We start from the raw sequence: 26373 nt of genomic DNA, 5'->3' as shown, positions 1-26373 counted from the left end.
CGGCGAAGGTCCACCTGCTCAGTCATCGCTGGAGCTGAGGCCGCGATGCGCGGAGAGCAGCGTGATCTCGGGATGCTGGTCCACCAGCATCCGCTCCGCCTGATCCAGCACCTCGTGCACGTGACCGGCGTGCGCGGCCACCACGGAGATGCCGATGCGCGTGCGGCGATGCAGATCCTGCGCGCCGACTTCGGCCGCGGCCGCCTCGGTGCGCCGACTGAGGTCGGCGATGATCGGCCTGATCACGCCGCGCTTCTCCTTGAGGGAGCGCACGTCACCGAGCAGGATGTCGAACTCGACCCAGCCGATCCACATGCGGTCAGTCTGGCACCGTTCAGATCAGCCGGCGCAGCGCCTCCGCGAGCGAGATGTTCTGCGCCTCGGCGCGGTCGCGCAGGCGGGCGTGCTCCGCGCCGGTCAGGGAGACGGTCAGGTCGATGGGTTCGGGCGTTGGCTGCTCATCGAGTCCGTCGAGCAGATCGGATGCCGCGGCCCAGAGCTGTGTGGAGTTCTGCGGTGCGGGTGCCTGAGGTACGGAGGTGGGAGCAACAGCGGCGGCGTCAGGTGTCGGCGCGGCCTCCGCAGCCACGGTCATCGCGCCCGCAAGGGCCGCGCCGCCGTCCGCGACCGTCGCGTATCCCGGCCCGCGCTTCGGTTCCTGCCTGTTCTTGTACGCCGTCGCCGCCGCGTTCGCGCGCTCGTCGGCGGCCTCGTTCAGCGGATGTCCGGCATGCCCCTTCACCCAGGAGAACTCCACATCCCGCCCCTGCATGGCATCGTCGATGCCCTGCAGCAGATCGCGGTTCAGCACGGGGGCCCCGTCGGACTTGCGCCAGCCGCGCCGCTTCCAGCCCGGCATCCACTTGGTGACCGAGTCGATCACGTACCGGCTGTCGCAGTGGATCAGCAGCTTCTCGTCGGTGCCGGCGGTGGCGCGCAGCAACTCCAGCACGGCCTGCAGCTCGCCCTGGTTGTTGGTGCCGTGCGGGGATCCGCCGGCCGCCCAGTGCTGGTCGTCGATGTACCAGGCCCAACCGTTCGGGCCGGGATTCCCGAGGGCGGAGCCGTCTGCGGCGGCGGTGATCGTCATCCCTCCACAGTAGGGCGTCGGCCCGACACCGCCCGCCAGTCGGTATCGTCGAGGGGTGTCCGGGTTCGTCGCCAAAGCCGTGATCATCGCGATCGTGATCGCGCTGATCCTCGTGGTCGTCGCCCGGTTCTTCCGCCGCGTGACACCTGCGAAGCAGGTGGTGAGGCGACAGCGGATGCCGTTGCTGGTCGTGCTGGCGGGCGCTGTGCTGCTGGTCGCCGGAACCGTGCTGGGCGTGGTGACGTTCGCCACCCGCTTCACCGCAGAGCTGCTGCCGGCGCGCATCGCCTCGGTCGCGGTGGGGCTGATCGGCCTGGGCCTGATCGTCGCGTACCGCAACTGGTATCTCGAGGTGAGGGCGGATGCCGTGCGCTTCCGCACCGTGCTCGGGCGGGAGAAGCGCATCGCCTATCGGGACATCGCCTCGTTCCGCACGGTGAACTCAGGACTGCGCACTCGCGTGCGCGTGCGTTCGAACGACGGCGTGAAGCTGTCGGTCGACACCGGCCGCTACGCCCTGGGGCCGCTCATCGAGGCCGGCCGCAGCGCGGCATCCTGAGACCACACTCCCGTCGTTGCCTCGACTGCTTGGCGCGCCACGAATCGTTCGGCGTTGCGCAGATCTGCACTGTGATGTATCTGGTCATGGGTGACGGTTTTGGATCAGGACTTCGGTGACGGTTGGTGTCTCAGGACTGAACCGTCCCAGGTTCTGTGCCGCTTCTATGCGGGGAGCGGCTCTGGTGTGAGTGCCGCGTAGTAGGCAGCCTCGTATTCGTCGGGGCTGACCATTCCGAGGCTACCGTGGAGGCGGCGGTGGTTGTACCAGTTGACCCATCCGGCGGTCGCGAACTCGACGTCCGCGATCGTCTTGTACGGGCCGTCGTGGAACACGGTGGTGCGGACGCACTCTGCCTTGTAGACGCCGTTGATCGTCTCCATCAGGGCGTTATCGTATGCGTCGCCGACGGAGCCGATCGAGGGCGCGATCTGCTCGAGCGCGAGGTGCTCGGTCAGCACGATGGACGTGTACTGGCTTCCCGCATCCGAGTGATGGATGAGCTGGCGCGGGCCGACGGCGTGGCCTTGCCGGTCGCGTTCCCAGAGCGCCATACGCAGCGGGATCATGACCAGGTCGACGTGCTTGCTGGTCTGCGCGTGCCAGGCCACGATCCTCTGGGAGAACACGTCGAGGATGAACGCGACATACACCCACCCCGCCCACGTCCGCACGTAGGTGAAATCGGTGACCCAGGTGTGATCCGGGCGTGGGGCGGTGAAGTCCCGGTTCAGCAGGTCCCCGGCACGGACCCCGTCCTTGGCGGGGATCGTGGTGCGAATCGCCTTGGCCCGCGTGATCCCGGCGAGGCCGAGGGCCCGCATCGCCCGGTCCACGGCCCCGCGCGAGGCGTCGGTGATGGCGGTGCGGCGGATCAGCGCGGTCATCTTCTTGCGCCCGTACAGACCCTCCGGGCTCATCCTGCGGCGCGTGGTCCCATCGGGGAGGACCTCGACCACCAGGCGGCGTCACGGACGGCGCCTTCGACGAGTGCGTCAGTCACGGTTCGGGCGGACACGCGGCCCGCCCGCCAGGCCCGGTAGGTGCGTGCCGCGATCTTCACGCCCTGCTCACGCAGGACCCGCACGATCGACGCGACGGCGAAGCCCGCCGAGCGCGCAGCTGATCGATGAAGCCCATGATCAACGGTTGCGGGGGTCGAACTCCCCCACGAAGAAAGCCGTCGCCGCTTTCAGGATCGCGACGTTCTCACGCAACTCCCGATTCTCGGCCTTGAGCCGGCGGATCTCCGCATGCTCTTCACTGGTCTGCCCGACACGCTCCCCGGCATCAATCTCGGCTTGGATCACCCACCGGCGCAGCGACTCCGCACCCACGCCTTCCTGACGGGCGACGGCCGCGATGGCCTTCGCGTTCGAGGGATACTCGGCCCGGTGCTTGAGCACGAGCCGCACGGCACGCTCCCGAACCTGGGAATCAATCTTCTTCGGCATGATGACATCCAATCAACTCAAAAGGATGCGGCACCAAACCTGGGACGGTTCAGTGTGCCCATGCCCAAGCAGCCCGCAACCCTGCCCGTACTCGCGCCTCTGCCGGAGCGCGAGAGCGCGCACGATCGCTCGGTGACTAGCGACCTGCGCGATGCCCTTCACGCGCTGGTGGACGCCCTGGGTGCGAGCGTCACGGCCGCGATCATCGGCAAGGACCCGAACACGCTCACACGCTGGCAGGCGCCGGCCGCCTGGATCAGCGTCGATGACGAACGCCGTCTTCGCAACGCGTTCCACATCTTCACGCTCGTCGTCCAGGCGGACGACGAGGACGTTGCGCGAGCGTGGTTCCTGGGTATGAACCCGCAGCTGGACGACGACTCGCCCGTCGAGCGGCTGGCGGCAGACGACGCCCGCGCGGTGCTCGCCGCGGCGCGGTCGTTCGTGAGCGCCGGATGAGACGCGGACGTCGTCAGTCCCCGGGAGAAATAAACAAAATAAACACGGTTTGAGTGCTCGGGCGCTCCAGCGGCCGGTTCCACGAAGCGTGATCTCCAGTGCCGTTCAAGTGTCAATCTAGTGTCTTTTCGGTTCGGTATCCGTGGATATTTGAGGCACCCGAGCGTAGGGCTTGGGCCCACGAAACCAGATCGAGGTGAGACCACAATGGTCCCGAATACCCCTGTCGACATGGCGGCGTTTCAACGCACGATCCGCTTGGATGTGCGTGAGGTCACCCGCCGGCTGAATGCCGCGCTCGGCGGCACCCTGGTCTCGGCGCTGGCTGGTTCCAAGGACATCAAGGCCTCGCACAAGTGGGCGAAGGAGGGTGGCCCCCAGCCCCGCCCCGAGGCCGTGAAGCGCCTCACGTTCGCGTACGAGCAGTGGCAGAAGGTCACCGACGCCGAGGGCGAGCACGTCGCCCGAGTCTGGTTCATCGGCGCCAACCCCTGGCTCGAGTACGACACCCCGGTGAACTCGATCCGCGAGGGCAGGTTCCGCGAGGTGGGCCACGCAGCGCAGGCCCTGGTCGATGACTCGTTCAGCGGATGATGACCGGACGGCCGCTCTCGACCTGAGGGGCTGTTGCTTTCATGCACCTCATCGTGCACAATTATTGTTATACGACAACGATTGTGACGCCATGATCTCGGTTCAGGAAGCAGCGACCCGACTGCGGGTGAGCCCGCAGCGGGTACTCGTCATGCTTCAGCAGAACCTGCTCGCGGGGCAGCGGGTCGGGCGAGCATGGATCCTCGATGAGTCCTCTGTCGCTGCGCGTGCTGCGGCGGCGACCAAGGCGGGTCGTCCTCTGACTACGCGCACCGCACGCGCCCTCATCGACGCTTTGACGAATCCCGACGCGCCACTGACCGCCCGGGATCGCAATCTCCTCGTGCATTCGGACGCGATGATGATCGCGACGAAGATCCGACAGGCCTGCCGTATCACCCGATACTCCTCGAGGTGGATGGAGAAAGTCGCAGAGCATCTGGATCTGACCGGCGACTCCGCAGTGAACCGCATCGCCACGGATGCCGGATCACAGCTGCTCCAAGTCGAGCCCGCGATCCACGGCTACGTGCGCGACGAGAACGAGCGCACCATGCTCATCCGAGACGCGCGACTGGTGGAGGATGTCGCGGGTGCTGTGCACGTCTACTCGTTCAAGGACGACGTCTTCCCCTGGGAGCAGACGCCGCTGGCACTGGTTGCCGTCGACTGCGCACTCTCGATGCGAGCGCGCGTGAAGAGCGCAGGGCTTGCCGCGCTGGAGAGGATGCAGACCTCGTGGGTCTCGTCCACCAGCTGAACGACGTCACCGTCGATGAGCCACCGTGGCCGTTGCTGCTGGAGGTGGTTCGAGCCACTCCACCTGGTAGCTGGGTCCTCATGGGCGGCATGATGGTCCATCTTCACGCCCTGCGCGCGCGGGTGACGCCTTCCCGGCCAACCACCGACGTAGACGTGCTCCTGGATCTAAAGGGCATCGCCTCCAGCGTCAGCGCCGTGGCTAGTCCGCTCCTGGGGATCGGGTTCGAACCCGTCGAACCGGGCGAGCACTTCCACCGCTTCACACGCGGCGACGACGTCGTCGACATCATGGTGGCCAACAGTGCCGGACGCGCGCGCTGGGCACAGCGTCCGATCATGCGCACCGCCGGCGCGGGCTACGCGCTTCAGGATCCCGACACCTACCTCATACCCACCGCAGCCGAACCGATCGAGATCCGCGTCCCGAGCATCATGGCAGCACTGGTCCTCAAGGGCGCTGCTTATCGCGACGACCAGCGCGATCGCGATCGTCACCTTGAGGACCTGACGGTCCTTCTCGCCTGCGATGACCGCACCGACCTGCACGACCGCTATGCGCAGATACCCAAGAGCCAGAAAGCCCATCTGCGCCCTGCAGTTGACCGCTTGTCCGCGTCGGGGCATCCGGCATGGTTGATCCTGGACCCCTACGACCGGGCGCTGGCAGAGCAGGCCTTCGCAGCCCTGGTCGCCGCACTCTGAACGAAGCCGCGTCGCCGTGCTCAGGGTCCAGGAAACTACCGATCCCCACTGCCCAGGCCGGCGAAGGGGGCTCGACACCCGCGATCCCTTTAAGTCGAGGTAGGCCACCGGCCTGGTGCGCGATCAGGCGCAGCAGGACAGTGTCGATACGTCTGTGGTGTAGGCCTTCGCGACGATCCGGATCCCCTCGGCCATGGTCAGGTAGGGCGCCCAGGTGTCGGCGACCTCCGCGATGGTCTTGCCGATCACGTGCACACCGGTCGCGGCGAGCTCGCCCGCATCCGCGGTGACCGCGGTGAGGCCGAGGATCTCACCGGTGTCGACGCTGGCGACCATCTTGATGAACCCGCGGGTGTCGCGGTTAACGAGCGCGCGGGTCACGTAATGCAGGGGCAGGACCCGGCAGTCACAACGAATCCCCGCGGCGATCACCTCCTTCTCCGTCATCCCGACCGCACCGATCGCAGGGCTGGTGAACGTCACCCGCGGAAGACGCGTGTAATCCACCGACCGGTCGGTGCCGTCGAACGCGTTCTCGGCGACCAGGCTGCCGTGATAGCTCGCGACATAGACGAACTCGGGATGCCCGGTGACGTCGCCTGCCGCCCAGATCCGCGGGTTGGAGGACCGCAACTGCTCGGTGACGACGATCTGCCCGGCCGTGCCGATGCTCACCCCTACCTGGTCCAGGTTGAGGCGCTCGGTAGCCGGACGGCGCCCGAGCGCGACCAGAACCTGATCGGCCCGGAAATCCTGCTCCCCACCGGACACGTCCGCTGTCACAACGACCTGACCACTGGCCGGGTCGCGGGTCACGTGCGTGGGAATCGCGCGGCGGACGACCCGGATTCCCTCGTCAGCGAAGACCTCCTGCAACGACCTGGAGACTTCTGGCTCCTCCTTCGAGGCCAGGCGGGAACGCACCAGCATGGTCACTTGCGAACCGAGCCGGGCGAAGAGCTGTGCCATCTCGAGGGCGACATAGCCTCCGCCGAGCACCAGCAGCGACTCGGGCACCTCCTGCAGTTCCATCGCCGTGGTCGAGGTCAGATAGCCCGACTGCTCCAAGCCATCGATCGGCGGAACCCAGGGCTCCGCGCCCGTCGCGACGAGGTACTGATCCGCCTCGATTATCTCAACGCCTCCGTCGGTGGCGGTGACCCGGAGCGAGGGAGCATCCGGTGTGCCGGTGAAGGCTGCATCGCCGTGGTGGGTCTGCCACCGATAGTGCTCGGCGACGTCCACGTACTTCTCGCCCCGCAGACGATCAACGAGATCCTGCTTCCCACCGATCAGCCTGGGCATGTCCACGATCCCGGCCGTCGCGGCGACTCCAGGGAACCGGGTGCTCGCATCCCCGGCGACATGCCGAGCCTCGGCTGCCGCGATCAGCGCCTTGGATGGCACGCACCCGGTGTTCACGCACGTGCCGCCGAACGTGGCCCGCTCGATCATCACCACCGTCTTGCCCAGCGTTGTGGCGCGGATGGCCGCAGCGAACGCCGCCCCACCGGACCCGATTACCGCAAGGTCGTACGTCGACTGCATTCCGATTCCTCCATGCCCGATGGGAAGCTCCCCTGATACAGTCATCATCAACCTTCCAGTCAAGGGGAAGGTCAAGTACTTTTTCCGTACCATGTCGGAGGTCAGCATGCGGATCGGTGAGCTCGCCCAACGGGCTGGCACGACGACGAAGACGCTGCGGTTCTACGAGAAACAGAGGCTTCTCCCTCCGGCTGAGCGCACACCCGCCGGCTACCGCGAGTACGCCCCCGACGCTGTCGCGCGGATCGACTTCATCCACCGTGGTCAGGCAGCCGGGCTGGCCCTGGCTCAGATCCGGCAGATCCTCGAGATCCGTGACAGAGGACAGGCGCCCTGCGCGCACGTTCGCGACCTCCTCGCGGAGCGACAAGCCGAGATCGACCAACAGATCCGACAGCTCCAGGAACTCCGCGAGAGTCTCGCGCTGCTCAGCGGCCGCGCCACCCCCATCGAACCCGACACGTGCCGTCCTGACCAAGTCTGCCGCTACCTCTAAGCCGGGCCTTGGCTCCGCACTGGAGGCCCTAGAAGCCCCAGCCGGACGACCGGATCTATGGCTTTCGCTTCCTACGGCAGGGAGCCAATGATCCTGACTGCCGCTTGGAGCGCATCCATGTGTCTAAGTCCGGTCCTGCCCACTCAAGGCCGTACCGAAACAAGGAGCCCTCCGGCATCTGCCGGAGGGCTCCCGAAGTATTCGCGCCGCCCCTTGTCGAACGCTCCGGTCAGTGTGTCAGTACCTCAGCCCCGAGCCGTCGCGGCGATCAGGGCGTGTGCTCGCCGATTTCGCTCTGCACGCACCTGTTCGCGGGCTTGCTCCATGGCCTTCTTCGGATCAGCGACAGAGCGCTCGATGTAGTTCGGCCGGGGTTCATTCAGCTTGATCTTGCCCATGTCGTCACCTCCTCTGACGTCTTCATGCTATCGCGAACCTCCCCCATTTCGGGTTGCCTCTGCGAAGAACACACCGAGAGCAGAAGCGAAGAGCGCGAGCGTCGAGGCGTGCCGCGCGTCCAATGACTCCGGCTTCGGAGCGTCGATCGTCAGCAGCCCGAATCCATCCTTGGATGAGCGGATCGGCGCGGTAATGAACGTCGAATAGCCCTCGCCCGTGCCAGCCCACATCCCCGGCGTTGTCTTCGCCAGATCTTCGACGATCACATACGGGGCCGCGCCCTCAAGAACCTCGAAGGCTTTGTCGCCCCGAGCGGTGCCACGCACGAAGGGATGCGGGCGCACGTGGCGGCCAGCCGGAGGGAGTGGTGTCATCGCGTTGCCGTCGTCGTCAACGGTGAAGCCCACGACGCGAACATCAGCCACGTCGTCGAACGCATTGCGCAGATCGCTGAGCACTCGCTCGAACGCACTCTGAGCTGCACGTACGCGCTCGGTCTTGGATTCCGACATCGTTCCGGCTGCGAGCTCGAGCAGCGCCGGCAGGTTGTTCTCCATCAGCAGCTCGCGGGCGTCAACCTCAACGTCGGCTCTCTCCTCGCGGCGGCGCCAGAAAGCACCGGGCACTGGAAGGAGTGCTGCTCCGACTATCAGGAACCACCACCATCCGGAGTGCGTGATCCCGAACGCACCGCCAATCGTCCCCAGAGCCGTGAGCGCCGTGACGATCGGCGCGCCACGATCGCCCCAGTACCCGAACCACAGCCAGGTAGCGACGACGGGGTTCTGAGGGCGGTCGTTAGGCACGCCATCACCTTACCGAGGCGGTGCCCAACGCTCTCTCGCCAACGCAATGCGATGCGACCTCGTCGCATCGCTCTGATACGCGCAGAACCGACCGAACCTCGCATCTTCGCGTACGAACGTGTTAATCTGCAACTCAGCCCCTTCTCACTTCAAGGGGGTGTTTTCTAACCGCCGATAATCACAGTTATCCGCACTATCGGCGCGAAGCCCTGTTTCCCGGGGTTGAGAGCGAAACGGCCGGGAATCGGCGTGGCTCCGTCCGGCGGAGTGGTGACGGCCGAACGGAGACCGAGGACACTACCTCCGATTACGTGCTCGGGGAGTCGATCGACAACCAGCCGGGGGTACTCGGCGATGCTGTCTGGCAGGTCGTTCCCGAAGTGCCGCCGCGCAGCGGAGGCGAAAAGGGCAGCATAGACGTTTGCCATCATCCACGCCTCGGCCAGCACGATGGGTAGGTCAACACGAAGTGACACAGCCTCGACACCCTGGCGAGGGGTGCCGTGAGGTCTGCACAGATAAGTCAACATCGCCCGGTCGAAGAGAGAAACAGATTTCCCTTCTCCAAAGGCGCTCGCTGGGAAGGTGCCGTCGGCGTCTGGAGGAGTAGTCACGAACTCTATGCGCACATCACCCCGAGCGGATACGGCGAGTCCGTGCTTGACCTTATTATTCGCAGCGTTTACGGACAGCTCGTTGTCTGACAAAAGAAACGCCGCATGGTTCAGCCAGGCGATAGCAGTGTCGGCGGCTCGGATCGCTGTGTGATCGATAACGGCACCAGGTGGGAAGAACAGATCGAGGAACCTGCCTTCGGTGTTGAGAGCGTCGACGTTCGCATGCAGCACGTCGATCATCTTCGTCGGGCTATCGGCGATCGCTAGCCACACGCATCGAGCATCCCTGCCGTTCGGTGTTGAAGCCGCCACTGCATAGGTGAAGCGGGTCAGCGCCTCCGCAGCATGATGGCGCAATGCGAGTGCGTCAACGGCTGCCTGCACGCGTCGCTCTTGTTCATCGAAGTCGATCAAGAACTCCGACTCGGTCACACCGAGCGCGTTGAAGAACTCCGGATGTGACTCAGCGGTCGGATGCGACGATGTCCGCTCTGCCCCCAAGAGATTCGCGATCTTCGACGAGAAGTGGCCGAGCGGGTTCGAACGGAAGAACTCATCATCCAGCATTCTCGCCTGATCTGACGTCAGCGAAGGGCCGTGCGCACGTAACGGAAGGTACATGTTCATAGTCTGCGGCAAGCGCTGTCAGCTGTCTCTCCGTCCGGAGTGACCCTTCCCGGTTCGATGTACCGTGGCCTCAGCTGGCTCGGGGCTGCGAACCTCAGCGGCGCGGTGATCGCACCGCTCATCGTCGCGATACCGGCAGGGGCCGTCGCGGTGATGTTCGTTGGAACTCGTCTGCTGCGAGCAGATCGTGCCTCCGCAGTGTCTGCGACCTGATCCATCATGGGAGCATGACTGATCTCGATGCCCTCGTCCCGCCGCATGAGCCCGCAGAAGACACACTCGCGTTCGCAGGGAAAGCAGCCCTGTCTATGGTCCCGGTCGTCGGGTCGCTCGCGGCCGAGACTCTCGCGCATGCGCTCGAGAGCCGGCAGGTGCAGCGGCAGCACGAGTTCAATGTCGCGATCGCTCGCGCGCTCACAACCGCGCTCGAGCAGCTCGACAACACGGCCACGCTCGAAGACATCGCGGGTTCCGATGAGTTCATCGCCGCCGTCACCCGCGCGCAGCGCGCCGCGGCGGAGACAGCGAGTCAACAGAGGCGGGAACGGCTCGCCGCCGCAGTCGCGAACTGCGGCGGCTGGGCACCGTTCACCGCGACCGAGCGGGAGCAGTTTAACCGCCTGGTCGAGGAGTTCGACGCCCTGCACGTCTGGTTGTTGCACTACTTCACAGACCCAACTGGCTGGCTCCAGGCGCGGGGCCTCTACCAGCAGCACGCGAACATCATGATGGGCGGAATCGACGGACCCCTCGGGTCCGCTCTTAACGTCCACCCGACTGTTTGGGAGGGCCCCGTCAAACAGGCCGCTGCTGATCTCGACCGCAATGGACTGGCGTCCATCCCACTGACGACGATGATGAGCGCGCAAGGTATCTTCGCACCACGCACCTCGAGCAAGGGCCAACGATTCCTCAAATTCATTAGCGAGACCGCCTCCATCGCCGCTGACGCACCCACCGAGCTCTGAACATGGCCGAGCCGCTGCCTCGAAGACCAGAACACCAACACATGCGAGGCGTGTAGAAACATGCCTGCAGATCGCGCTCCACGTGTGGATCTGGACCCTCCGCAAGACCGAGAGCTGTCGCACCTGAACAGCAGACAATGCTCACCTCATTAATTCGCTGCACCGGCACGACCGATGAGCTCGTACGCGAGTTCGTTGCCGAGGGTGGGGAGACCCGAGGACTGGTGGAAGTCCTGGCACGGCTCTTACAGCATCGCTCCGACCGACTTCATCCCGACCATGCGCGATCGCGGTGCAGGGAGGTTTCTCGAGCTCGTGTCTTACGTTACCCACGCCAAAGTGAACCGTCCCAGGTTTGGTGCCGCATCACGCACCCGCGAACCGTCACCGATGTCCTGATCCAAAACCGTCACCGAAGTCCTGCAACATAACTGCGCAGATCTGCACCGCGCTGAACGAGAACTGCAGCGCGAAGACAGCGGGAGTGCGAGAACTGCCGCGCGGGGTGCGGTTGGATTCAGTCCGCGGAGGCTTCAGCGGCGGCTGGAGTCTCACCCTCGGGTTCGCCGGATGCCTCGGGTTCGGCACTCGGGATCGTGATCACGGTGCTCGTCCCACCCAGGCCCAGCCCGATCAGATCGACCGGCGGAGCCTCGTCGAGGCGCTCGTTGGGGTTGGTCTCATCGAGCGGTTCGCCCGGCAGAGCCGCCCACGCGGCCGGATCCTGCTGCTTCTGCGAGAAGAGTCCCATGGCTCCATTGTCACCCCTGTTCGCGCCGAGGTGTCAGAAGTCCGCGATCACCAGCTTCTTCATGCCCAGCATCCGGCCGTAGGCGCCGGGGCGCTTCAGCAGCTCGCCCACGTTCTCGGGCACCACCTGCCAGCTCACGCCGAAGCGGTCGACCAACCAGCCGCACTGCTCGGCGTCCGGAACCGCCGACAGCGCCTCCCACAGCCGGTCGATCTCGGCCTGGTCCGCGCAGCGCGCCTCCAGCGAGACGCCGGGCGTGAAGCCGAACTCATGCGCGATGTCGGAGTCCATCATCGAGAACCACTGCTCGCCGACGCGGAACTCGCCGAACATCACTCCGCCCGCCGGTCGTGGGATCACGGTGCCGAGCCCGGCATCATCGAACAGCGACGTGTAGAACTCGGCCGCCTCGGCGGCGCGCCCCTCGACGTCGTTCGCGAACATGAGCTGCGGGATCACGAAGGGGCGCGGGTCACCCTGGGGATTCGTCAGCATGAGCTGCCAGCTGACCCCGTACCGGTCCTGCACCCAGCCGTAGTGCGGGCTGAACGGGTACTCGCCGAGCTCCATCAGGGCGGTGCCGCCGTCGGACAGCGCCTCCCACGTCGCGTCGAGCGCCACGCGCGCGGCCTCCGCGGAGCCGCTGAACAGCAGCGGATCGAAGTTCAGGATGAACGAGATGGCAGGTGTCGGATGGAACGTGTCGTCGGAGTTGATCAGCGTGAAGCGGAAGCCATCGACGTCGACATCCACTACGAGCGGTCGGCCCTCGAGCCCCTTCTGGAACTCCGGCACCTCCTGCGGATAGCGCATGGCGATGTTCGCCTTCGTTCTCGGCAGTGCCGTGGCGTAGAACTCTCCGGCTTCGCCGGCACCGCCGTCGAACCACAGGTTGGGGACGATCTTCTGGGTCATGCGCTCCGCTCCTTCGTGGCGTGCGGCCAGTGGGCGTGGTCAGTCCGAGTCGGCGGCGCGGACGGCATCCACCAGTTCTCGCCAGGCGCCCTGCAGCAGGGCATCCGGCACGACCTGCTCGCGCTGCTCGTCGGGGAGGATGGCGTGGATGCTCCACACATAGCGATCTGTGCCGGTCTGCTCGCCGGCATCCATCCGCTGATCCCACGGACAGCGCTCCACGAGTGCGACCCACTCGGGGGCCTCCGCCGGCTCTCGCTCCACGCGCCAGCGCCGCCGCAGGCCGGCGATGCCGCCGGTGCGCACGACGGCGATGACGATGCGGGAGTCCGCGTCGCCGTTTTGGGAGGTGATGGCATCCGATCCATCACCGGGGGTCTCGTACCTGGGCATCCTCGATCACTCCGACGGTGATCCACGCGTCGCGAACCGCCTTCTCCACGCTATCCCCGATGTCTGCGGCGGCGGCGATGGTCTGCTCGGCGAACTCTGTGAATGTGGCCGTCTTGGACACTCCACTGGTCAGCGCGCGGTACCAGACCAGCCCGGCACCCTCCCACGCCTTTCCTCCGATGGTCGTCGCGGCCAGCGCGAAGGCGCGGTTCGGGATGCCGGAGTTGATGTGCACGCCGCCGTTGTCCTCGGTGGTGGTGACGTAGTGCGCCATGTCGGCGGGCTGCGGGTCCTTGCCGAGCTCGTCGTCGTCGTAGGCGGTGCCCGGATGCATCATGTCGCGCAGCGCCCTGCCCTGCACCTGCGGGGTGAAGATGCCTGCGCCGATCAGCCAGCTTGCCTGGTCGACGGTCTGATCCAGGGTGAACTGCTCGGTGAGCGCGCCGAACACGTCGGCGCACGACTCGTTGAGTGCACCGGACTGGCCCTGGTACTCCAGGCCCGCGGTGGTCTGGATCACGCCGTGGCCCAGTTCGTGCCCGATCACCGTGACCGAGCTCGTGAATCCGGTGAACACCTCGCCGTCACCGTCGCCGAACACCATCTGCGACCCGTTCCAGAACGCGTTGTCGTACTTCTGCCCGTAGTGCACGGTGGCGTCGAGCGGCGCGCCCTTGCCGTCGAGGGAGTCGCGCTGGAACGCCTGCAGCAGCAGCTGGAACGTGTCTCCCAGCCCGTCGAACGCCTGATTGACCGCCTTGTCGGCCACCTCGGGATCGTCCTCGCCGCGGACCTTGTCTCCAGGCAGCTGCTCGGTGCTGTGTGTGTCGTAGATGGTGCGGGTGGGCGCAGCCTGCACGTCGGCGATCAGATCGCCGTTCGCGTCGACCGACAGCTGGAGCGTGGAGTGGTACTCCGGACGTCCCTTGATGAGGGTCTGCCTGGCGGCTTCGGCAGCGCGCGTGTACTGGCTCGACCGCGCCAGCTTCGCCAGCAGGTAGCCGGGCACGATCCCTTGGTGGATGGACGCTTCTACGACTCCGGTGGTGCTCATGTGGCCGACCCTACGCCGGGGTCCGGACAATGGTCAGTCCCACTCCGGAACGCCCAGGTCCGGCCGGTAGAATCGGCACAATGAGCGAGTTCCCGGCATCCGGCATCGACCCCGACGATCTCGCCACCACCATCCGCGTGCTCGCGGAGCTCGATCAGATCGATCAGCAGCATCCGGACTACCTCGCCGTCCGCCGCGCCACCTCGAACATGTTCAAGGCCGTCAAGCGCGCGCGCCGCAAGGAGATCCGGGATGCCGTGTCCGAGGCCGACCGGGCCGTCGTCGCGCGCACGGCCACCGGCGCGCCCGACCGCATCGATGACGAGACCCGTGGGATCGACCTGGCCACGAGCGTGATCGACGCCCCCATCGCGGGGGAGCTGCTCAAGCCCCGCAACTGCTACATCTGCAAGAAGCCGTACACGCTCGTCGACGCCTTCTACCACCAGCTCTGCCCGGAGTGCGCGCGCTTCAGCCACGCCAAGCGCGACGCGCACGCCGACCTGACCGGCAAGCGCGCCCTGCTCACCGGCGGGCGCGCCAAGATCGGCATGCACATCGCCCTGCGCCTGCTGCGCGACGGTGCGCACCTGACCATCACCACCCGATTCCCACGGGACGCCGTCAGGCGCTTCTCGTCGCTGCCGGATTCGGCGGACTGGCTGCACCGGCTGCGGGTGGTCGGCATCGATCTGCGCGACCCGGCGCAGGTGATCGCGCTGGCCGACTCGGTCGCCGCCCAGGGCCCGCTGGACATCCTCATCAACAACGCCGCGCAGACCGTGCGGCGCTCGCCGGGTGCGTATTCTCTGCTGACGGATGCCGAGCTGCAGCCGCTTCCCGACGGCCCGCTGCCCGAGATGGAGACCTTCGGGCACACCGCCGATCCGCATCCCGAGGCGCTGCAGGCGTCGGTGCACGCCAACCCGCTGCTATCGGTCGCTGCTCTGGCCGGCACCGTGGCGGAGCGCCGCGGGCAGGCGCTGACCGCCGAGGAGCTGACCCGGCTGTCCATGGCGCCGGGATCCTCGTCGCTGGCGAAGCACGCCGACGGCACGGCCATCGACGCCGGTGGGCTGGTGCCGGACGTCAAGCGCGTGAACAGCTGGGTGCAGTCGGTCGACCAGGTCGACCCGCTGGAGATGCTCGAGGTGCAGCTGTGCAACACCACGGCGCCGTTCCTGCTGATCAGCCGGCTGCGGCCTGCGATGGCGGCATCCGATGCGCGGCGCAAGTACATCGTGAACGTGTCGGCCATGGAGGGCCAGTTCGGCCGCCGGTACAAGGGTCCGGGGCATCCGCACACCAACATGGCCAAGGCCGCACTGAACATGCTCACCCGCACCAGCGCCGGCGAGATGCTCGAGACCGACGGCATCCTGATGACCGCCGTCGACACCGGCTGGATCACCGACGAGCGGCCGCACTACACCAAGGTGCGCCTGGCCGAGGAGGGCTTCCACGCCCCGCTCGACCTGGTCGACGGCGCCGCCCGCGTGTACGACCCGATCGTGCAGGGCGAGGCCGGTGTCGACCTGCACGGCGTGTTCCTGAAGGACTACAAGCCCAGCCCCTGGTGAGCGGGCGGCGGTCGGGCGGTCGTCGTACCTCGGCATCCGTGTCGGCCCTCGATCTGTAACGGGAACGGATGCCGAGAAAACCGGATGCCGGGGAGCAGACGCCAGGCAGCGGATGCCGGTGAGCCGGGCTACAGCCGATCCACATCCGTCACGTGGATGACGGCGGCGCCCTCCTCGTCGGAGGCGGCCAGGTCCACCGTGGCCGAGATGCCCCAGTCGTGGTCGCCGGCGGGGTCGTCGAGGATCTGGCGCACGCGCCACTCCGCCGCGCCCTCCTCGATGATCAGCAGCGCCGAGCTGCGGGCATCCGCTCCGGTGACGATCTCGTCGTGCTCGGCGAAGTAGGCGTCCAGCGCCGCGTCCCAGCCGTCGAATGACGGGTCGAGTTCTGCAAGCGTGGAGACGTCCTCGCGGGCTGCCAGCTGCACGCGGCGGAACAGCTCGTTGCGCACCAGCACGCGGAACGCGCGGGTGTTGCCGGTCAGCCGCTTGGGCGCGGGCGGCACGACGGGCTCGTCGTCGGGGTCGACGAGAACGCCGCTGACCAGTTCGGTCCACTCGTCCAGCAGTGACGAGTCGACCTGCCGCACCAACTCGCCCAGCCACTCGATGAGATCGTGCAGCTCCTCGGTCTTCAGATGCTCGGGGATGGTCTGCGACGCCGCGCGATAGGCATCCGAGAGGTACCGCAGCACCACGCCCTCCGACCGTGCGGTCTTATAGAACGCGACATATTCCCCGAACGACATGGCTCGCTCGTACATGTCGCGCACGACGGATTTCGGATGCAGCTCGAAGTCGCGGATCCACGGCTGCGCAGCGCTGAACGTGCTGAACGCGGCCGACAGCAGCTCTTCCAGCGGCTTCGGCCAGGTGATCTGCTCGAGCAGCTCCATGCGCTCGTCGTACTCGATGCCCTCGGCCTTCATGGCGGCGACGGCCTCGCCGCGGGCGATGAACTCCTGCTGCGACAGGATCGCCCTGGGGTCGTCGAGCGTCGACTCCACGATCGAGATCATGTCCAGTGCGAACGTGGGCGACTCGGGGTCCAGCAGCTCGAACGCCGCCAGCGCGAACGGCGACAGCGGCTGGTTCAGCGCGAAGTTCGGCTGCAGGTCGACGGTGAGGCGGATGCCCTGCGCGTCATTCTCCACGACGCCCGACTCCCGCAGTGTGCGGTAGATCCCGAGGGCGCGCAGCGCCAGCATCCGCTGGTTCGAACGAGGTTCGTGATTGTCGTATACCAGCGCACGCATATTGGCGAAGACATCGCTGCCGCGGGCGATGACGTTGAGCATCATGGCGCTGGTGATCTGCATGTGCGAGGTCAGCGTCTCGGGCTCGGAGTCGATGAGCTTGCGGAACGACGGCTCGCCCCACGACACGAATCCGTCCGGCGCCTTCTTGCGGATGATCTTGCGCTTCTTCTTCGGGTCGTCGCCGGCCTTGCGGATCGCCGCGAGGTTCTCGGTCTCGTGCTCGGGCGCCTGCGCGACCACGGTACCGGCGGTGTCGAATCCGGCGCGGCCCGCACGCCCCGCGATCTGGTGGAACTCGCGGGCGTTCAGCTGCCGCATCCGCTGCCCGTCGAACTTCGTGAGAGCCGTCAGCAGCACCGTGCGGATGGGCACGTTGATGCCGACGCCCAGGGTGTCCGTGCCGCAGATCACCCGGAGCATCCCGCGCTGCGCGAGCTGCTCCACCAGGCGGCGGTACTTAGGCAGCATCCCCGCGTGGTGCACGCCGATGCCCATCCGCAGCAGCCTTGACAGGGTCTTGCCGAACGCGGTGGTGAACCGGAATCCGCCGATCAGCTCGGCGATCGCGTCGCGCTGCTCGCGGGTCGCGACCTTCGCGCTGGCCAGCGCCTGCGCGCGCTCCATGGCCGCGGCCTGCGAGAAGTGCACGATGTACACCGGCGCGCGGTCCGTGTGCAGCAGATCGTCGATGGTCTCGTGGATGGGCGTCGTCTCGTAGAAGAAGTGCAGCGGCACGGGGCGGTCGACGCCGGTCACCACCGCCGTCTCCCGCCCCGTGCGGCGGGTCAGATCGGATGCCAGTGACGTCACGTCCCCGAGGGTGGCCGACATCAGGATGAACTGCGCCTGCGGCAGCGTGAGCAGCGGCACCTGCCAGGCCCAGCCGCGATCGGGGTCGCCGTAGAAGTGGAACTCGTCCATCACGACCTGGCCGACGTCGGCATCCGGCCCCTCGCGCAGTGCGAGGTTGGCGAGGATCTCGGCCGTGCAGCACACGATCGGGGCATCCGCGTTGACCGACGAGTCGCCGGTGACCATCCCCACGTTCGCCGCACCGAAGATGTCGACCAGGCTGAAGAACTTCTCGCTGACCAGCGCCTTGATGGGTGCCGTGTAGTACGTGCGGCGACCAGAAGCCAGCGCGGCGAAGTGCGCCCCGACGGCCACGAGCGACTTGCCCGTGCCCGTCGGCGTGGACAGGATCAGGTTCTGGCCAGAGACGATCTCGATGACCGCCTCGTCCTGCGCGGGGTAGAGGCTGATGCCGGTCGACTCCGCCCATTCCACGAACGCCATGTACACGGCATCCGGATCGGCGTCACGGACAGGAGCGGGATCGAGAAGCATGATGCCTCGATCCTTTCACGCCGTGCTCCCCGCATCCGGAGGGGGGCCCGGCGCCGGACACTCACACGGAACTGTCGACGGTCGCTTTCAGGCCTCGTGGCGCAGTTCGTCGTGGATGCGGCGCAGATCCTCCATGAGCGAGCCGACCAGGATCCAGTGATCGGATGCCGGAGGGCGCACCGTCAGCGGGGTGGTGAGTGCCGGGATCACCGACGTCATCGCCTCGGGTTCGGGCGCGGCGTCGGCGGTCTGCACGGCTAGTCGGGCGTCGTGCCCGGCACGGCGCAGCTGCTCGGCGATCGCGGCCACCGCGGGATCGACGGCGAGCGAATCCTCGTAGTGGTCGAAATAGGCGCGGGTCATGCCGATCACCTGGGTCACCACGGGGGAGAGCCGGTCGAACAGCTCGCGCAGCTCGACCAGATCGTCGCGGTGCTGTCCGCGGCGCGGGTTGAGGGCGAGAGAGTCCTCGGCGGCGGTGAGAGACGCCTCGGCTGCATCCTTCATGGGCCGCAGCAGCCGCGCCTCCAGCATCAGCTCCTGCAGCTGCGGCGCGGTGCGCGCGACGGGCAGCGCTGCGGCGAGGCGGTCCAGGGATGCGGCGAGCTCACGGCCCAGCATCCCGACGTCGCGCCGTGCCGGGGCGGTGAGCACCGGCGGCACGATCGCCACGTTGATGATGAACCCGACCGCGGCGCCGATCAGCGTCTCGATGATGCGGTCGAGAGCGTAGTCGGGGTTCGAGGCTCCCAGCGCGAGCACCAGCACGGCCGAGATGGCGACCTGGTTGGCGGTGCCGGTGGAGGCGCGCATGGCCCACGCGATCAGCAGTGCCACGACCACGGCGGCCAGCACGACCCAGCTCTGCGCGCCCAGCACCAGCGTCAGCAGCACCGCGATGATCACGCCGATGATCACGCCTGCGCTGCGCTCCAGCGCCTTCGACAGCGACTGGTTGACACTCGGCTGCACCACCAGCAGTGCGGCGATCGCCGCGAACACCGGCAGTGGCCCCGGGATCAGCCAGCCCGCGAGCAGCCAGGCCGTGATCGTGGCCGCGGCCGACTTCAGCACCTGCAGCAGCGGGGCGCGGCGTGCGGAGCGGATCGCGGTGGGGAAGCGCATGCGTCAACGGTAGTCGCGCAGCCCTCGCGGGCGGTGCGAGACGGGCATGAGCCACCTGCCCGAGAGCAGAGCAGGCTACCCGTCAGGCGGTCGCCGCGCGCAGCGCGATCTCGATCATGTCGCCGAAGGTCTGCTCGCGCTCCTGCGCGGTGGTCTCCTCGTGCGTGACCAGGTGGTCCGACACCGTGCAGATGCTCAACGCGCGGCGACTCCGATAGGCGGCCAGCGTGTACAGCGCGCTGGTCTCCATCTCCACGCCCAGCGCGCCGTGCGCGACCAGCGGCTCGGTGAGCTCGGGCCGGGTGGTGTAGAACTGGTCGCTCGAGTACAGCAGGCCGACGTGCACCGCAGCATCCAGCGTCAGCGATTCCGACGCCTCCACAGCCGCCCGCAGCAGCGAGAAGTCCGCCACCGGGGCGTAGTCCAGCCCGTGGAAGCGCTGACGGTTGATGCCGGAATCCGTGCAGGCGCCGTTGGCGATGATGATGTCGCGCATCGCGACCTTCTCGGTCAACCCGCCGCACGAGCCCACGCGCACGATGGTCTGCACGTCGTAGGAGTCGAACAGCTCGTTGGCGTAGATCGACATCGACGGCTGCCCCATGCCCGAGCCCTGCACCGACACCGCGTGCCCGTTCCAGGTGCCGGTGAAGCCCAGCATCCCGCGCACCTCGCTGTACAGCGTCGCGCCCGAGAGGAAGTTCTCGGCGATCCACTTCGCCCGCAGCGGGTCTCCGGGGAACAGGACGATGGGGGCGATCTCACCCGGCGCGGCGGCGATGTGCGTGCTCATGATCCCAGCGTATGTCGCCGGGTGGTGGTTGCATGAAGTCGTGGACGTCGAGCGGATGCTGCGCGAGCAGGAGCGGATGCTGTGGGCGACCGCCGTGTGCTTCGCGGTCGGCCTGCTCGCCGGCACCGCCGTGCTGTGGGGCGCGGCGCGGCCGTTCAGCGGCGACGGCTCGGTGCTGATCCCGGTGGCGCTGATGGCGGGCGTGATCGCCGCGGGTGCGTTCGTCGTCAGCGGTCGGATGCACAGATCCGGCGAGACGACGCCGATGCCGCGCTGGCAGGCGCTGGTGTCCGACATCAGCGGTGTCGCCGTGGGCGCCGCGCTCGCCGGGGTGACCGGCCTGGGCGTGCTGCTGGCCGGCGAAGTGCTGGCCACCGGGCTGCAGGGTCTGGAGCTCCCGGCCATCGGCGGCGGCGTGTTCACCGGCATCGCCGCCGCGCTCGGCGGGCGGTTCGCGTTCCGCACCGGCATCCGCCTGACCACCCGCGACATCGCGTCGCTGATGTTCGCGTTCCTGATCATCGGCACGCTGTTCGCCATGCTCACGGCATCCGATCCCGCCTGGTGGAGTCGCAGCTTCTCGGATCTCGGCATCGGCACGCACGGTTGGGCGTTCAACGGCACGGTCATCATGGCCGGACTCCTCGTCGCGACCACCGGCTCATACCTGGGGCGCGACCTGCACCGGATGCTGGGGGATGCGGCGCTGCGCGGCATCGCCGTCGTCGTCATCGCCTGGGCGGGCGCCGGGCTCGGCCTGGCCGCGGTGGGCCTGCTGCCGCTGAACGAGGTGCCGCTGCCGCACGCCGTCGCCGCGTTCGCCGCCCTGGGCATGATCCTCGCCGGAGTCGTCATGACGACGGTGCTGATGGGGGAGCTGCGGATGCTGCGCGCGCTGACCATCGCGCTGGTGGTGCTGGTGCTCGTGGCCGTGCTCCTGACGTTCGCCGCGCACGTGCTGCCGGTCGCGGGACTCGAGGCCGTGGTCGTGGGTCTCGCGCTGCTCTGGCTGTCCACGCTCACGCAGCTGCTGTGCATCCTGGCGCCCGAGGAGTCGCGGCCCTCCTCTCGCCGTTCCCCGCTTCGCTCGCGCTGATCCCGCCCGCAGAACACGGGGCTTGCGGAGTGCACCTGGGTGGATGTTAGGTTAAGTAAGGCTTACCTAAGCCTGATCCCCCGACCTCCACGAAAGGCACTGCTGTGCGCCTCTCCCGCCTTCTCGCCGCCACTGCGGCGGCCGCGCTCGCCCTCGGACTCGCCGCCTGCTCGCCCGCGGCCACCGCCGACTCGCAGGGCTCGGCGAACTCGGCATCCGACTCCGCCTTCCCCGTCACGATCAAACACGTGTACGGCGAGACCACGATCCAGAAGAAGCCCGAGCGCATCGCGACTGTCGCGTGGGCCAACCATGAGGTGCCGCTGGCGCTGGGCGTCGTGCCGGTCGGCATGAGCAAGGCCACCTGGGGCGACGACGACGACAACGGCGTGCTGCCGTGGGTCGAGGACAAGCTGAAGGACCTGGGCGCGAAGACGCCGGTGCTGTTCGACGAGACCGACGGCATCGACTACGAGGCCGTCGCCGACACGCACCCGGATGTGATCCTCGCCGCATACTCCGGGCTGACGAAGGAGGAGTACGAGACGCTCTCGAAGATCGCGCCCGTCGTCGCGTACCCGAAGACCGCCTGGGGCACCTCCGTCGACGACATGATCACCATGAACGCCGAGGCCATCGGCAAGGCCGCCGAGGGCGAGAAGCTCATCGAGGACCTGCACGCGCAGACCCAGGCCGCGCTCGACGCGCACAGCATCCTGAAGGACAAGAAGGTGCTGTTCGCCTCTCTCGACCCCAGCGACCTCAGCCAGATCGGCTACTACACCGCGGCCGACACCCGGCCCGGCTTCCTGCAGCAGGCCGGTCTCCCGATGCCCGAGATCGTGCAGAAGCACGCCGACAGCAAGGAGTTCTACCTCACCGTCAGCGCAGAGAAGGCCGATGAGCTGAACGACGTCGACCTGTTCGTCGCCTACGGCGATGACACCACGCTGGCGACGCTGCAGGCCGACCCGCTGCTGTCGAAGATCCCCGCCATCGCCGCGGGCCACGTCGCGATCCTGCCCAACGCCACCCCGCTGGCGGCATCCGCCAACCCGTCCCCGCTGTCGATCCCGTGGGGCCTCGACAGGTACTTCGCCCTGCTGGCCGCGCCGCTCGAGAAGTGAGCGTCGCCGCATCGATCGGATCGGATGCCGCCGTCGCGCGGCGTCCGATCCCGGTGCGCGTCCTGTGGGTTCTCGCGGGGTGCGCGGCGCTCGTCGCGCTCGCCGTCGTCTCGGTGTCGTTCGGCATGCGCACGGTCAGCCCTGACGACATCCTCGCCGGCATCACCGGGCACGACGCGACGCTCGCGCAGGCCGCGGTGCTCAAGCGCGTGCCGCGCACGGTGCTGGCCATCCTCGTCGGAGCGGCGCTGGCGATGTCCGGCACCGCCATGCAGGCCGTCACCCGCAATCCCATCGCCGACCCGGGCATCCTCGGCGTGACCGGCGGCGCTTCGCTGGCGGTCGTCACGGGACTGGCGTTCTTCGGCCTCACCGGGGCGTGGGGGCAGATCGCCATGGCCGTCGTCGGCGCGGCCATCGCCGCGGTCTTCGTCTACGCCGTCGGGTCGCTGGGCCGCGGTGGTGCGACGCCGCTCAAGCTCACGCTCGCGGGGGCCGCGACCTCGGCGGCCTTCGTCTCGCTGATCAGCGCCGTCATGCTTCCCCGCGTGGATCTGCTGCAGGCGTGGCAGGCCTGGCAGATCGGCGGCGTCGGCGGTGCCGACTGGGCCAAGATCGGCGTGCTGGCCCCCGTGCTCGGCATCGGCGCGCTGCTGCTGCTGGCCTGTGCGCGTGGCATGAACTCGCTCGCCCTCGGTGACGAGCTGGCCGCGGGGCTGGGCGAGAACGTGTTCCGCACCCGGTTGATCTCAGCCCTCGGCGCCGTGCTGCTGGCGGGCGCCGCCACCGCCATCGCCGGTCCGATCGGGTTCGTCGGGCTCGTCATCCCGCATCTGTGCCGGATGCTGGTGGGCACCGACCACCGGTGGCTGCTGCCGCTGTCGGCCATGACCGGCGCTGTGCTGCTGCTGGCCGCCGACGTGGTGGGCCGCGTGGTGGCCGCCGAGGAGGAGCTGCAGGTGGGCATCGTCACCGCGGTGATCGGCGCGCCGTTCTTCATCTGGATCGTGCGCAGGCAGAAGGTGCGGGAGCTGTGAGCGCGACGCTTCGACCGGCTCAGCGCCCCCGCGCCGCCGCCGTCATCATCGCCGGGCGGCGCCGTCGGCACCGCCGTCACGCCACGGCGAGCATCGTGCTGGGCGCGCTGGTGCTCGCGCTGGCGTCCATCGCACTCATGGTCGGCAACACGTTCTACGGGCCCGGTGAAGTGCTGCAGGTGATCCTGGGCCGGCAGGTTCCTGGCGCCTCCTTCACCGTCGGAGAACTGCGTCTGCCCCGCACCGTGCTGGCCGTGCTGGCCGGGAGCGCGTTCGGCATCGCGGGCGTCACCTTCCAGACCATGCTGCGCAACCCGCTGGCATCCCCCGACATCATCGGCATCTCCGAGGGTGCGAGCGCGGCGGCGGTCTTCGGCATCGTCGTGCTGTCGGCGACCGGCCCGGTGGTGGGCATCCTCTCCCTTGTCGGAGCGCTCACGACGGCGCTGATCATCTACCTGCTCGCCAACCGCGGCGGATTCGCCGGCACCAGGCTGATCCTGATCGGCATCGGCGTGGCCGCGATGCTGCAGAGCGTGGTCTCGTACGTGCTCTCGCGTGCCGCGCAGTGGGACATCCAGACGGCCATGCAATGGCTGACGGGCAGCCTCAACAATGCCTCCTGGGAGCGCGTGCTGCCGCTCGCGATCGCCATGCTCGTCGCGCTGCCGGTGCTGCTCGCGCAGTCCCGGTCGCTGAGCATGCTGCGCCTCGGCGACGATTCCGCCGCCGCACTCGGAGTGCGAGTGGGAGCGGTGCGGATGCTGTTCATCGTCGGCGCCGTTCTGCTGCTGGCTTTCGCGACCGCGGCCACCGGACCCATCGCCTTCGTGGCCTTCATGGCCGGACCCATCGCCGCACGCCTCACGGGCCCCGGCGCGAACCTGCTGGTGCCGAGCGCGCTGGTGGGCGCGGTGCTGGTGCTCGCCGGCGACCTGGTCGGCCAGTTCGCCCTCGGCGCGCGCTACCCGGTGGGCGTCATCACCGGCGTGCTGGGTGCGCCGTACCTCATCTACCTGCTCATCCGCATCAACCGTCAGGGAGCATCACTGTGACCGCCAGTCACCAGCTCGAAGCGTCGGGCGTCACCCTCGGCTACGGCGACCGCGTGGTCGTGGAAGGGCTGGACCTCACCATCGCCCGGGGGCGGATCACGTGCCTGGTGGGTGCCAACGGCTGCGGCAAGTCCACGCTGCTGCGGGCGCTCGCCCGTCTGCTGAAGCCGGAGTCCGGCGAGGTGCTGCTGGACGGCCGGTCCATCCACTCGCTCCCCACCCGCGAGGTGGCCCGCGTGCTGGGGCTGCTGCCGCAGTCGCCGATCGCGCCGGAGGGCATCGCGGTGGCCGATCTGGTGGGCCGCGGCCGGCATCCGCATCAGAAGGCGCTGGCGCGCTGGAGCACCCGCGACTACGAGGTGGTGGCTGACGCTCTGGAGGCCACCGGCATCGCGGACCTCGCCGATCGCAGCGTGGACGAGCTGTCCGGCGGGCAGCGGCAGCGCGTCTGGATCGCCATGGCGCTCGCTCAGGAGACCGACATCCTGCTGCTGGACGAGCCGACCACGTTCCTCGACGTGGCGCACCAGGTGGAGGTGCTCGATCTGATCACCGACCTGAGCCTGGAGCGCGGCACGACCATCGTGATGGTGCTGCACGACCTGAACCTCGCCGCGCGGTACGCGCACGAGCTGGTCGCCATGAGGGACGGCCGCGTGCACGCCGTCGGCACCCCCGATCAGATCCTCACCAGCGAGCTGGTGCAGCAGGTGTTCGGGCTGAGGAGCCTGGTCACCGACGACCCCGCCACCGGCAAGCCGATGGTCACACCGATGGGAAGGCATCATGTCCGCTGACACTCGTGAGAAGTCCCCGTTCGTGCTCGCGCTCGCCGAGGTGCGGCGCGTCGAGCGCATCTCGCCGAGCTTCGTGCGCGTCACGTTCGGCGGCGTCGAGCTCGACGACTTCGGCACGCCCGGAGACGTGCTCGACACCCGCATCAAGATCGTCTTCCCTCCGGCATCCGGCATCCTTCCCGCCATCGATCGGGGCGCCGACGACTGGTGGAGCGCGTATCTCGCCTTCCCCGAGGAAGAGCGCGGCTCGATGCGCACCTACTCCATCCGCGAGTTGAGGGCGGATGCCTCGGGCACGGAGGTCGTCGTGGACTTCGTGCTGCACCTGGCGCCGGGGCTCACCGGCCCCGCCTCGCTGTGGGCCAGTCGCGCCGAGCCGGGGGATGCCGTGCTGCTGGTGGGTCCGCGCCGCGGCCGTCCTGAGCGCGGCGGCATCGAGTACGCGCCGGGTACGGCATCCCGCGTCTGCCTGGTCGGCGACGAGACGGCCGCGCCCGCCATCGCGCGCATCCTCGAGGACGCGCCGCGGTCGCTGCGAGGGGTCGCGTTCATCGAGGTGCCGTCCGGTGACGACGTCCTCCCGATCGACACGCCTGCGGGTGTGGACGTGCACTGGCTGCCCCGCGGCGACGCCGCGCACGGCCTGCGGCTGATCCCCACGGTGCTTGATCAGCTGGGTTCGGGTTCAGCCGGTGAGATCGTCGTGCAGGATGCCGAGGGCGAGGACCTCGTGTGGGAGACACCGGTGTACTCGGGCCTCGGTGAGGAGCTGGCATCCGCCGGCGCCCACGACGACCGCTACTTCTGGATCGCCGGTGAGAGCGGGGTCGTCACCACGCTGCGCAGGCACCTGGTGAAGGGGATGGGCATCGACCGCACGCAAGTGGCGTTCATGGGCTACTGGCGTCGCGGCGTCGCCATGCGCGGCTGAGACCTGGGCCTCCACGGTATCCTGGAGGCTGC

Annotated in this window: 27 protein-coding genes and 1 pseudogene; 14 read left to right on the top strand and 14 right to left on the bottom strand. The window is 67.9% G+C overall.

The genetic code is table 11. The features are described from left to right. Positions 1–18: 18 nt before the first annotated feature. Together Q0568_RS05380 and Q0568_RS05375 are read right to left on the bottom strand one after the other, a co-directional pair. Positions 19–315 (bottom strand): DUF503 domain-containing protein, encoded by a 297-nt coding sequence (locus Q0568_RS05380; protein ID WP_298863415.1) that lies wholly within the window; start codon positions 313–315, stop codon positions 19–21. A gap of 19 nt (positions 316–334) precedes the next feature. After that, the gene (locus Q0568_RS05375) at positions 335–1090 is read right to left on the bottom strand and encodes a ribonuclease H (protein WP_298863412.1); all 756 of its coding nucleotides are present in this window, start codon (positions 1088–1090) and stop codon (positions 335–337) included. Positions 1091–1145: 55 nt separating this feature from the next. Here Q0568_RS05375 and Q0568_RS05370 point away from each other — a divergent pair, with 55 nt between their 5' ends. Then, positions 1146–1649, top strand: coding sequence for a hypothetical protein (locus Q0568_RS05370; RefSeq protein ID WP_298863409.1), 504 nt, complete (start codon positions 1146–1148; stop codon positions 1647–1649). 164 nt (positions 1650–1813) lie between these two features. Here Q0568_RS05370 and Q0568_RS05365 read toward each other — a convergent pair. Continuing rightward, positions 1814–3103, bottom strand: a pseudogene (locus tag Q0568_RS05365) (IS3 family transposase). Between the two features lie 60 nt (positions 3104–3163). Here Q0568_RS05365 and Q0568_RS05360 point away from each other — a divergent pair. The 4 genes from Q0568_RS05360 to Q0568_RS05345 all read left to right on the top strand — a co-directional run bounded on the left by Q0568_RS05360 (position 3164) and on the right by Q0568_RS05345 (position 5620). Further along, complete coding sequence (locus Q0568_RS05360) at positions 3164–3562, top strand: hypothetical protein (RefSeq protein ID WP_298863401.1); 399 nt, start codon at positions 3164–3166, stop codon at positions 3560–3562. Positions 3563–3793: 231 nt separating this feature from the next. Continuing rightward, positions 3794–4156, top strand: a complete 363-nt coding sequence (locus Q0568_RS05355) for a hypothetical protein (protein ID WP_298863399.1) — start codon at positions 3794–3796, stop codon at positions 4154–4156. Between the two features lie 418 nt (positions 4157–4574). After that, positions 4575–4916 carry a hypothetical protein gene (locus Q0568_RS05350; protein WP_298863396.1) on the top strand — a complete coding sequence of 114 codons (342 nt, stop codon included), beginning with the start codon at positions 4575–4577 and terminating at the stop codon, positions 4914–4916. Continuing rightward, entirely contained in the window at positions 4895–5620 is a 726-nt protein-coding gene (locus tag Q0568_RS05345; RefSeq protein WP_298863390.1) for a hypothetical protein, read from the top strand. The genes Q0568_RS05350 and Q0568_RS05345 overlap by 22 nt, the downstream gene beginning before the upstream one ends. A gap of 123 nt (positions 5621–5743) precedes the next feature. Here Q0568_RS05345 and merA read toward each other — a convergent pair whose 3' ends face one another. Then, the gene (gene merA / locus Q0568_RS05340; protein WP_298863388.1) at positions 5744–7168 is read right to left on the bottom strand and encodes a mercury(II) reductase; all 1425 of its coding nucleotides are present in this window, start codon (positions 7166–7168) and stop codon (positions 5744–5746) included. 106 nt (positions 7169–7274) lie between these two features. Between merA and Q0568_RS05335 the strand changes: the two genes are divergently transcribed. Continuing rightward, entirely contained in the window at positions 7275–7664 is a 390-nt protein-coding gene (locus tag Q0568_RS05335) for a heavy metal-responsive transcriptional regulator (protein ID WP_298863386.1), read from the top strand. Between the two features lie 245 nt (positions 7665–7909). Here Q0568_RS05335 and Q0568_RS05330 read toward each other — a convergent pair whose 3' ends face one another. From Q0568_RS05330 to Q0568_RS05320, 3 genes are all read right to left on the bottom strand, one after another. After that, positions 7910–8062, bottom strand: coding sequence for a hypothetical protein (locus Q0568_RS05330; RefSeq protein WP_298863383.1), 153 nt, complete (start codon positions 8060–8062; stop codon positions 7910–7912). Positions 8063–8089: 27 nt separating this feature from the next. After that, positions 8090–8869, bottom strand: coding sequence for a hypothetical protein (locus tag Q0568_RS05325; RefSeq protein WP_298863380.1), 780 nt, complete (start codon positions 8867–8869; stop codon positions 8090–8092). 164 nt (positions 8870–9033) lie between these two features. Further along, positions 9034–10053, bottom strand: a complete 1020-nt coding sequence (locus Q0568_RS05320; protein ID WP_298863377.1) for a hypothetical protein — start codon at positions 10051–10053, stop codon at positions 9034–9036. 287 nt (positions 10054–10340) lie between these two features. On the opposite strand from Q0568_RS05320, the gene Q0568_RS05315 reads away from it, so the two are divergent. Next, positions 10341–11081 carry a hypothetical protein gene (locus Q0568_RS05315; RefSeq protein WP_298863375.1) on the top strand — a complete coding sequence of 247 codons (741 nt, stop codon included), beginning with the start codon at positions 10341–10343 and terminating at the stop codon, positions 11079–11081. Between the two features lie 517 nt (positions 11082–11598). On the opposite strand, the gene Q0568_RS05310 is transcribed toward Q0568_RS05315, so the two are convergent. From Q0568_RS05310 to Q0568_RS05295, 4 genes are read right to left on the bottom strand one after another with little or no spacing between them, the layout of a single operon-like run. Beyond that, positions 11599–11832: a hypothetical protein gene (locus Q0568_RS05310; RefSeq protein ID WP_298863372.1), complete on the bottom strand. Its 234-nt coding sequence runs from the start codon at positions 11830–11832 to the stop codon at positions 11599–11601. 33 nt (positions 11833–11865) lie between these two features. Then, positions 11866–12747 (bottom strand): VOC family protein, encoded by an 882-nt coding sequence (locus Q0568_RS05305; RefSeq protein ID WP_298863369.1) that lies wholly within the window; start codon positions 12745–12747, stop codon positions 11866–11868. Positions 12748–12786: 39 nt separating this feature from the next. After that, positions 12787–13140, bottom strand: coding sequence for a protealysin inhibitor emfourin (locus tag Q0568_RS05300; protein WP_298863366.1), 354 nt, complete (start codon positions 13138–13140; stop codon positions 12787–12789). Next, the gene (locus Q0568_RS05295; RefSeq protein ID WP_298863363.1) at positions 13115–14194 is read right to left on the bottom strand and encodes a M4 family metallopeptidase; all 1080 of its coding nucleotides are present in this window, start codon (positions 14192–14194) and stop codon (positions 13115–13117) included. The genes Q0568_RS05300 and Q0568_RS05295 overlap by 26 nt, the downstream gene beginning before the upstream one ends. A gap of 80 nt (positions 14195–14274) precedes the next feature. On the opposite strand from Q0568_RS05295, the gene Q0568_RS05290 reads away from it, so the two are divergent. Next, complete coding sequence (locus Q0568_RS05290) at positions 14275–15774, top strand: SDR family oxidoreductase (protein WP_298863358.1); 1500 nt, start codon at positions 14275–14277, stop codon at positions 15772–15774. Positions 15775–15902: 128 nt separating this feature from the next. On the opposite strand, the gene Q0568_RS05285 is transcribed toward Q0568_RS05290, so the two are convergent. The 3 genes from Q0568_RS05285 to deoD all read right to left on the bottom strand — a co-directional run bounded on the left by Q0568_RS05285 (position 15903) and on the right by deoD (position 20298). After that, positions 15903–18380 carry an RNA helicase gene (locus tag Q0568_RS05285; protein ID WP_298863355.1) on the bottom strand — a complete coding sequence of 826 codons (2478 nt, stop codon included), beginning with the start codon at positions 18378–18380 and terminating at the stop codon, positions 15903–15905. Positions 18381–18467: 87 nt separating this feature from the next. Further along, on the bottom strand, positions 18468–19505 hold the full coding sequence (locus tag Q0568_RS05280; protein ID WP_298863352.1) for an FUSC family protein: 1038 nt from the start codon (positions 19503–19505) through the stop codon (positions 18468–18470). A gap of 82 nt (positions 19506–19587) precedes the next feature. Beyond that, entirely contained in the window at positions 19588–20298 is a 711-nt protein-coding gene (gene deoD / locus Q0568_RS05275; RefSeq protein WP_298863349.1) for a purine-nucleoside phosphorylase, read from the bottom strand. Here deoD and Q0568_RS05270 point away from each other — a divergent pair. From Q0568_RS05270 to Q0568_RS05245, 6 genes are all read left to right on the top strand, one after another. Continuing rightward, entirely contained in the window at positions 20297–21394 is a 1098-nt protein-coding gene (locus tag Q0568_RS05270) for a DUF998 domain-containing protein (RefSeq protein WP_298864135.1), read from the top strand. The two genes, deoD and Q0568_RS05270, sit on opposite strands and share 2 nt — an antisense overlap. A gap of 104 nt (positions 21395–21498) precedes the next feature. Then, entirely contained in the window at positions 21499–22521 is a 1023-nt protein-coding gene (locus Q0568_RS05265; RefSeq protein WP_298863346.1) for an iron-siderophore ABC transporter substrate-binding protein, read from the top strand. Beyond that, on the top strand, positions 22518–23558 hold the full coding sequence (locus Q0568_RS05260; RefSeq protein WP_298863343.1) for an iron ABC transporter permease: 1041 nt from the start codon (positions 22518–22520) through the stop codon (positions 23556–23558). Before Q0568_RS05265 ends, Q0568_RS05260 begins: the two co-directional genes overlap by 4 nt. Continuing rightward, positions 23555–24613 carry an iron chelate uptake ABC transporter family permease subunit gene (locus tag Q0568_RS05255; protein WP_298863341.1) on the top strand — a complete coding sequence of 353 codons (1059 nt, stop codon included), beginning with the start codon at positions 23555–23557 and terminating at the stop codon, positions 24611–24613. Before Q0568_RS05260 ends, Q0568_RS05255 begins: the two co-directional genes overlap by 4 nt. Then, the gene (locus Q0568_RS05250; RefSeq protein ID WP_298863336.1) at positions 24610–25410 is read left to right on the top strand and encodes an ABC transporter ATP-binding protein; all 801 of its coding nucleotides are present in this window, start codon (positions 24610–24612) and stop codon (positions 25408–25410) included. Before Q0568_RS05255 ends, Q0568_RS05250 begins: the two co-directional genes overlap by 4 nt. Next, the gene (locus Q0568_RS05245) at positions 25400–26341 is read left to right on the top strand and encodes a siderophore-interacting protein (protein WP_298863333.1); all 942 of its coding nucleotides are present in this window, start codon (positions 25400–25402) and stop codon (positions 26339–26341) included. The genes Q0568_RS05250 and Q0568_RS05245 overlap by 11 nt, the downstream gene beginning before the upstream one ends. The last annotated feature ends 32 nt before the right edge of the window (positions 26342–26373 follow it).

It is taken from the genome of uncultured Microbacterium sp. (genome assembly GCF_937927635.1).
Taxonomy (GTDB): Bacteria; Actinomycetota; Actinomycetes; order Actinomycetales; family Microbacteriaceae; genus Microbacterium.
Note: the sequence above shows the minus strand (reverse complement) of the source record. Positions and strands in the feature narration are given on the sequence as shown.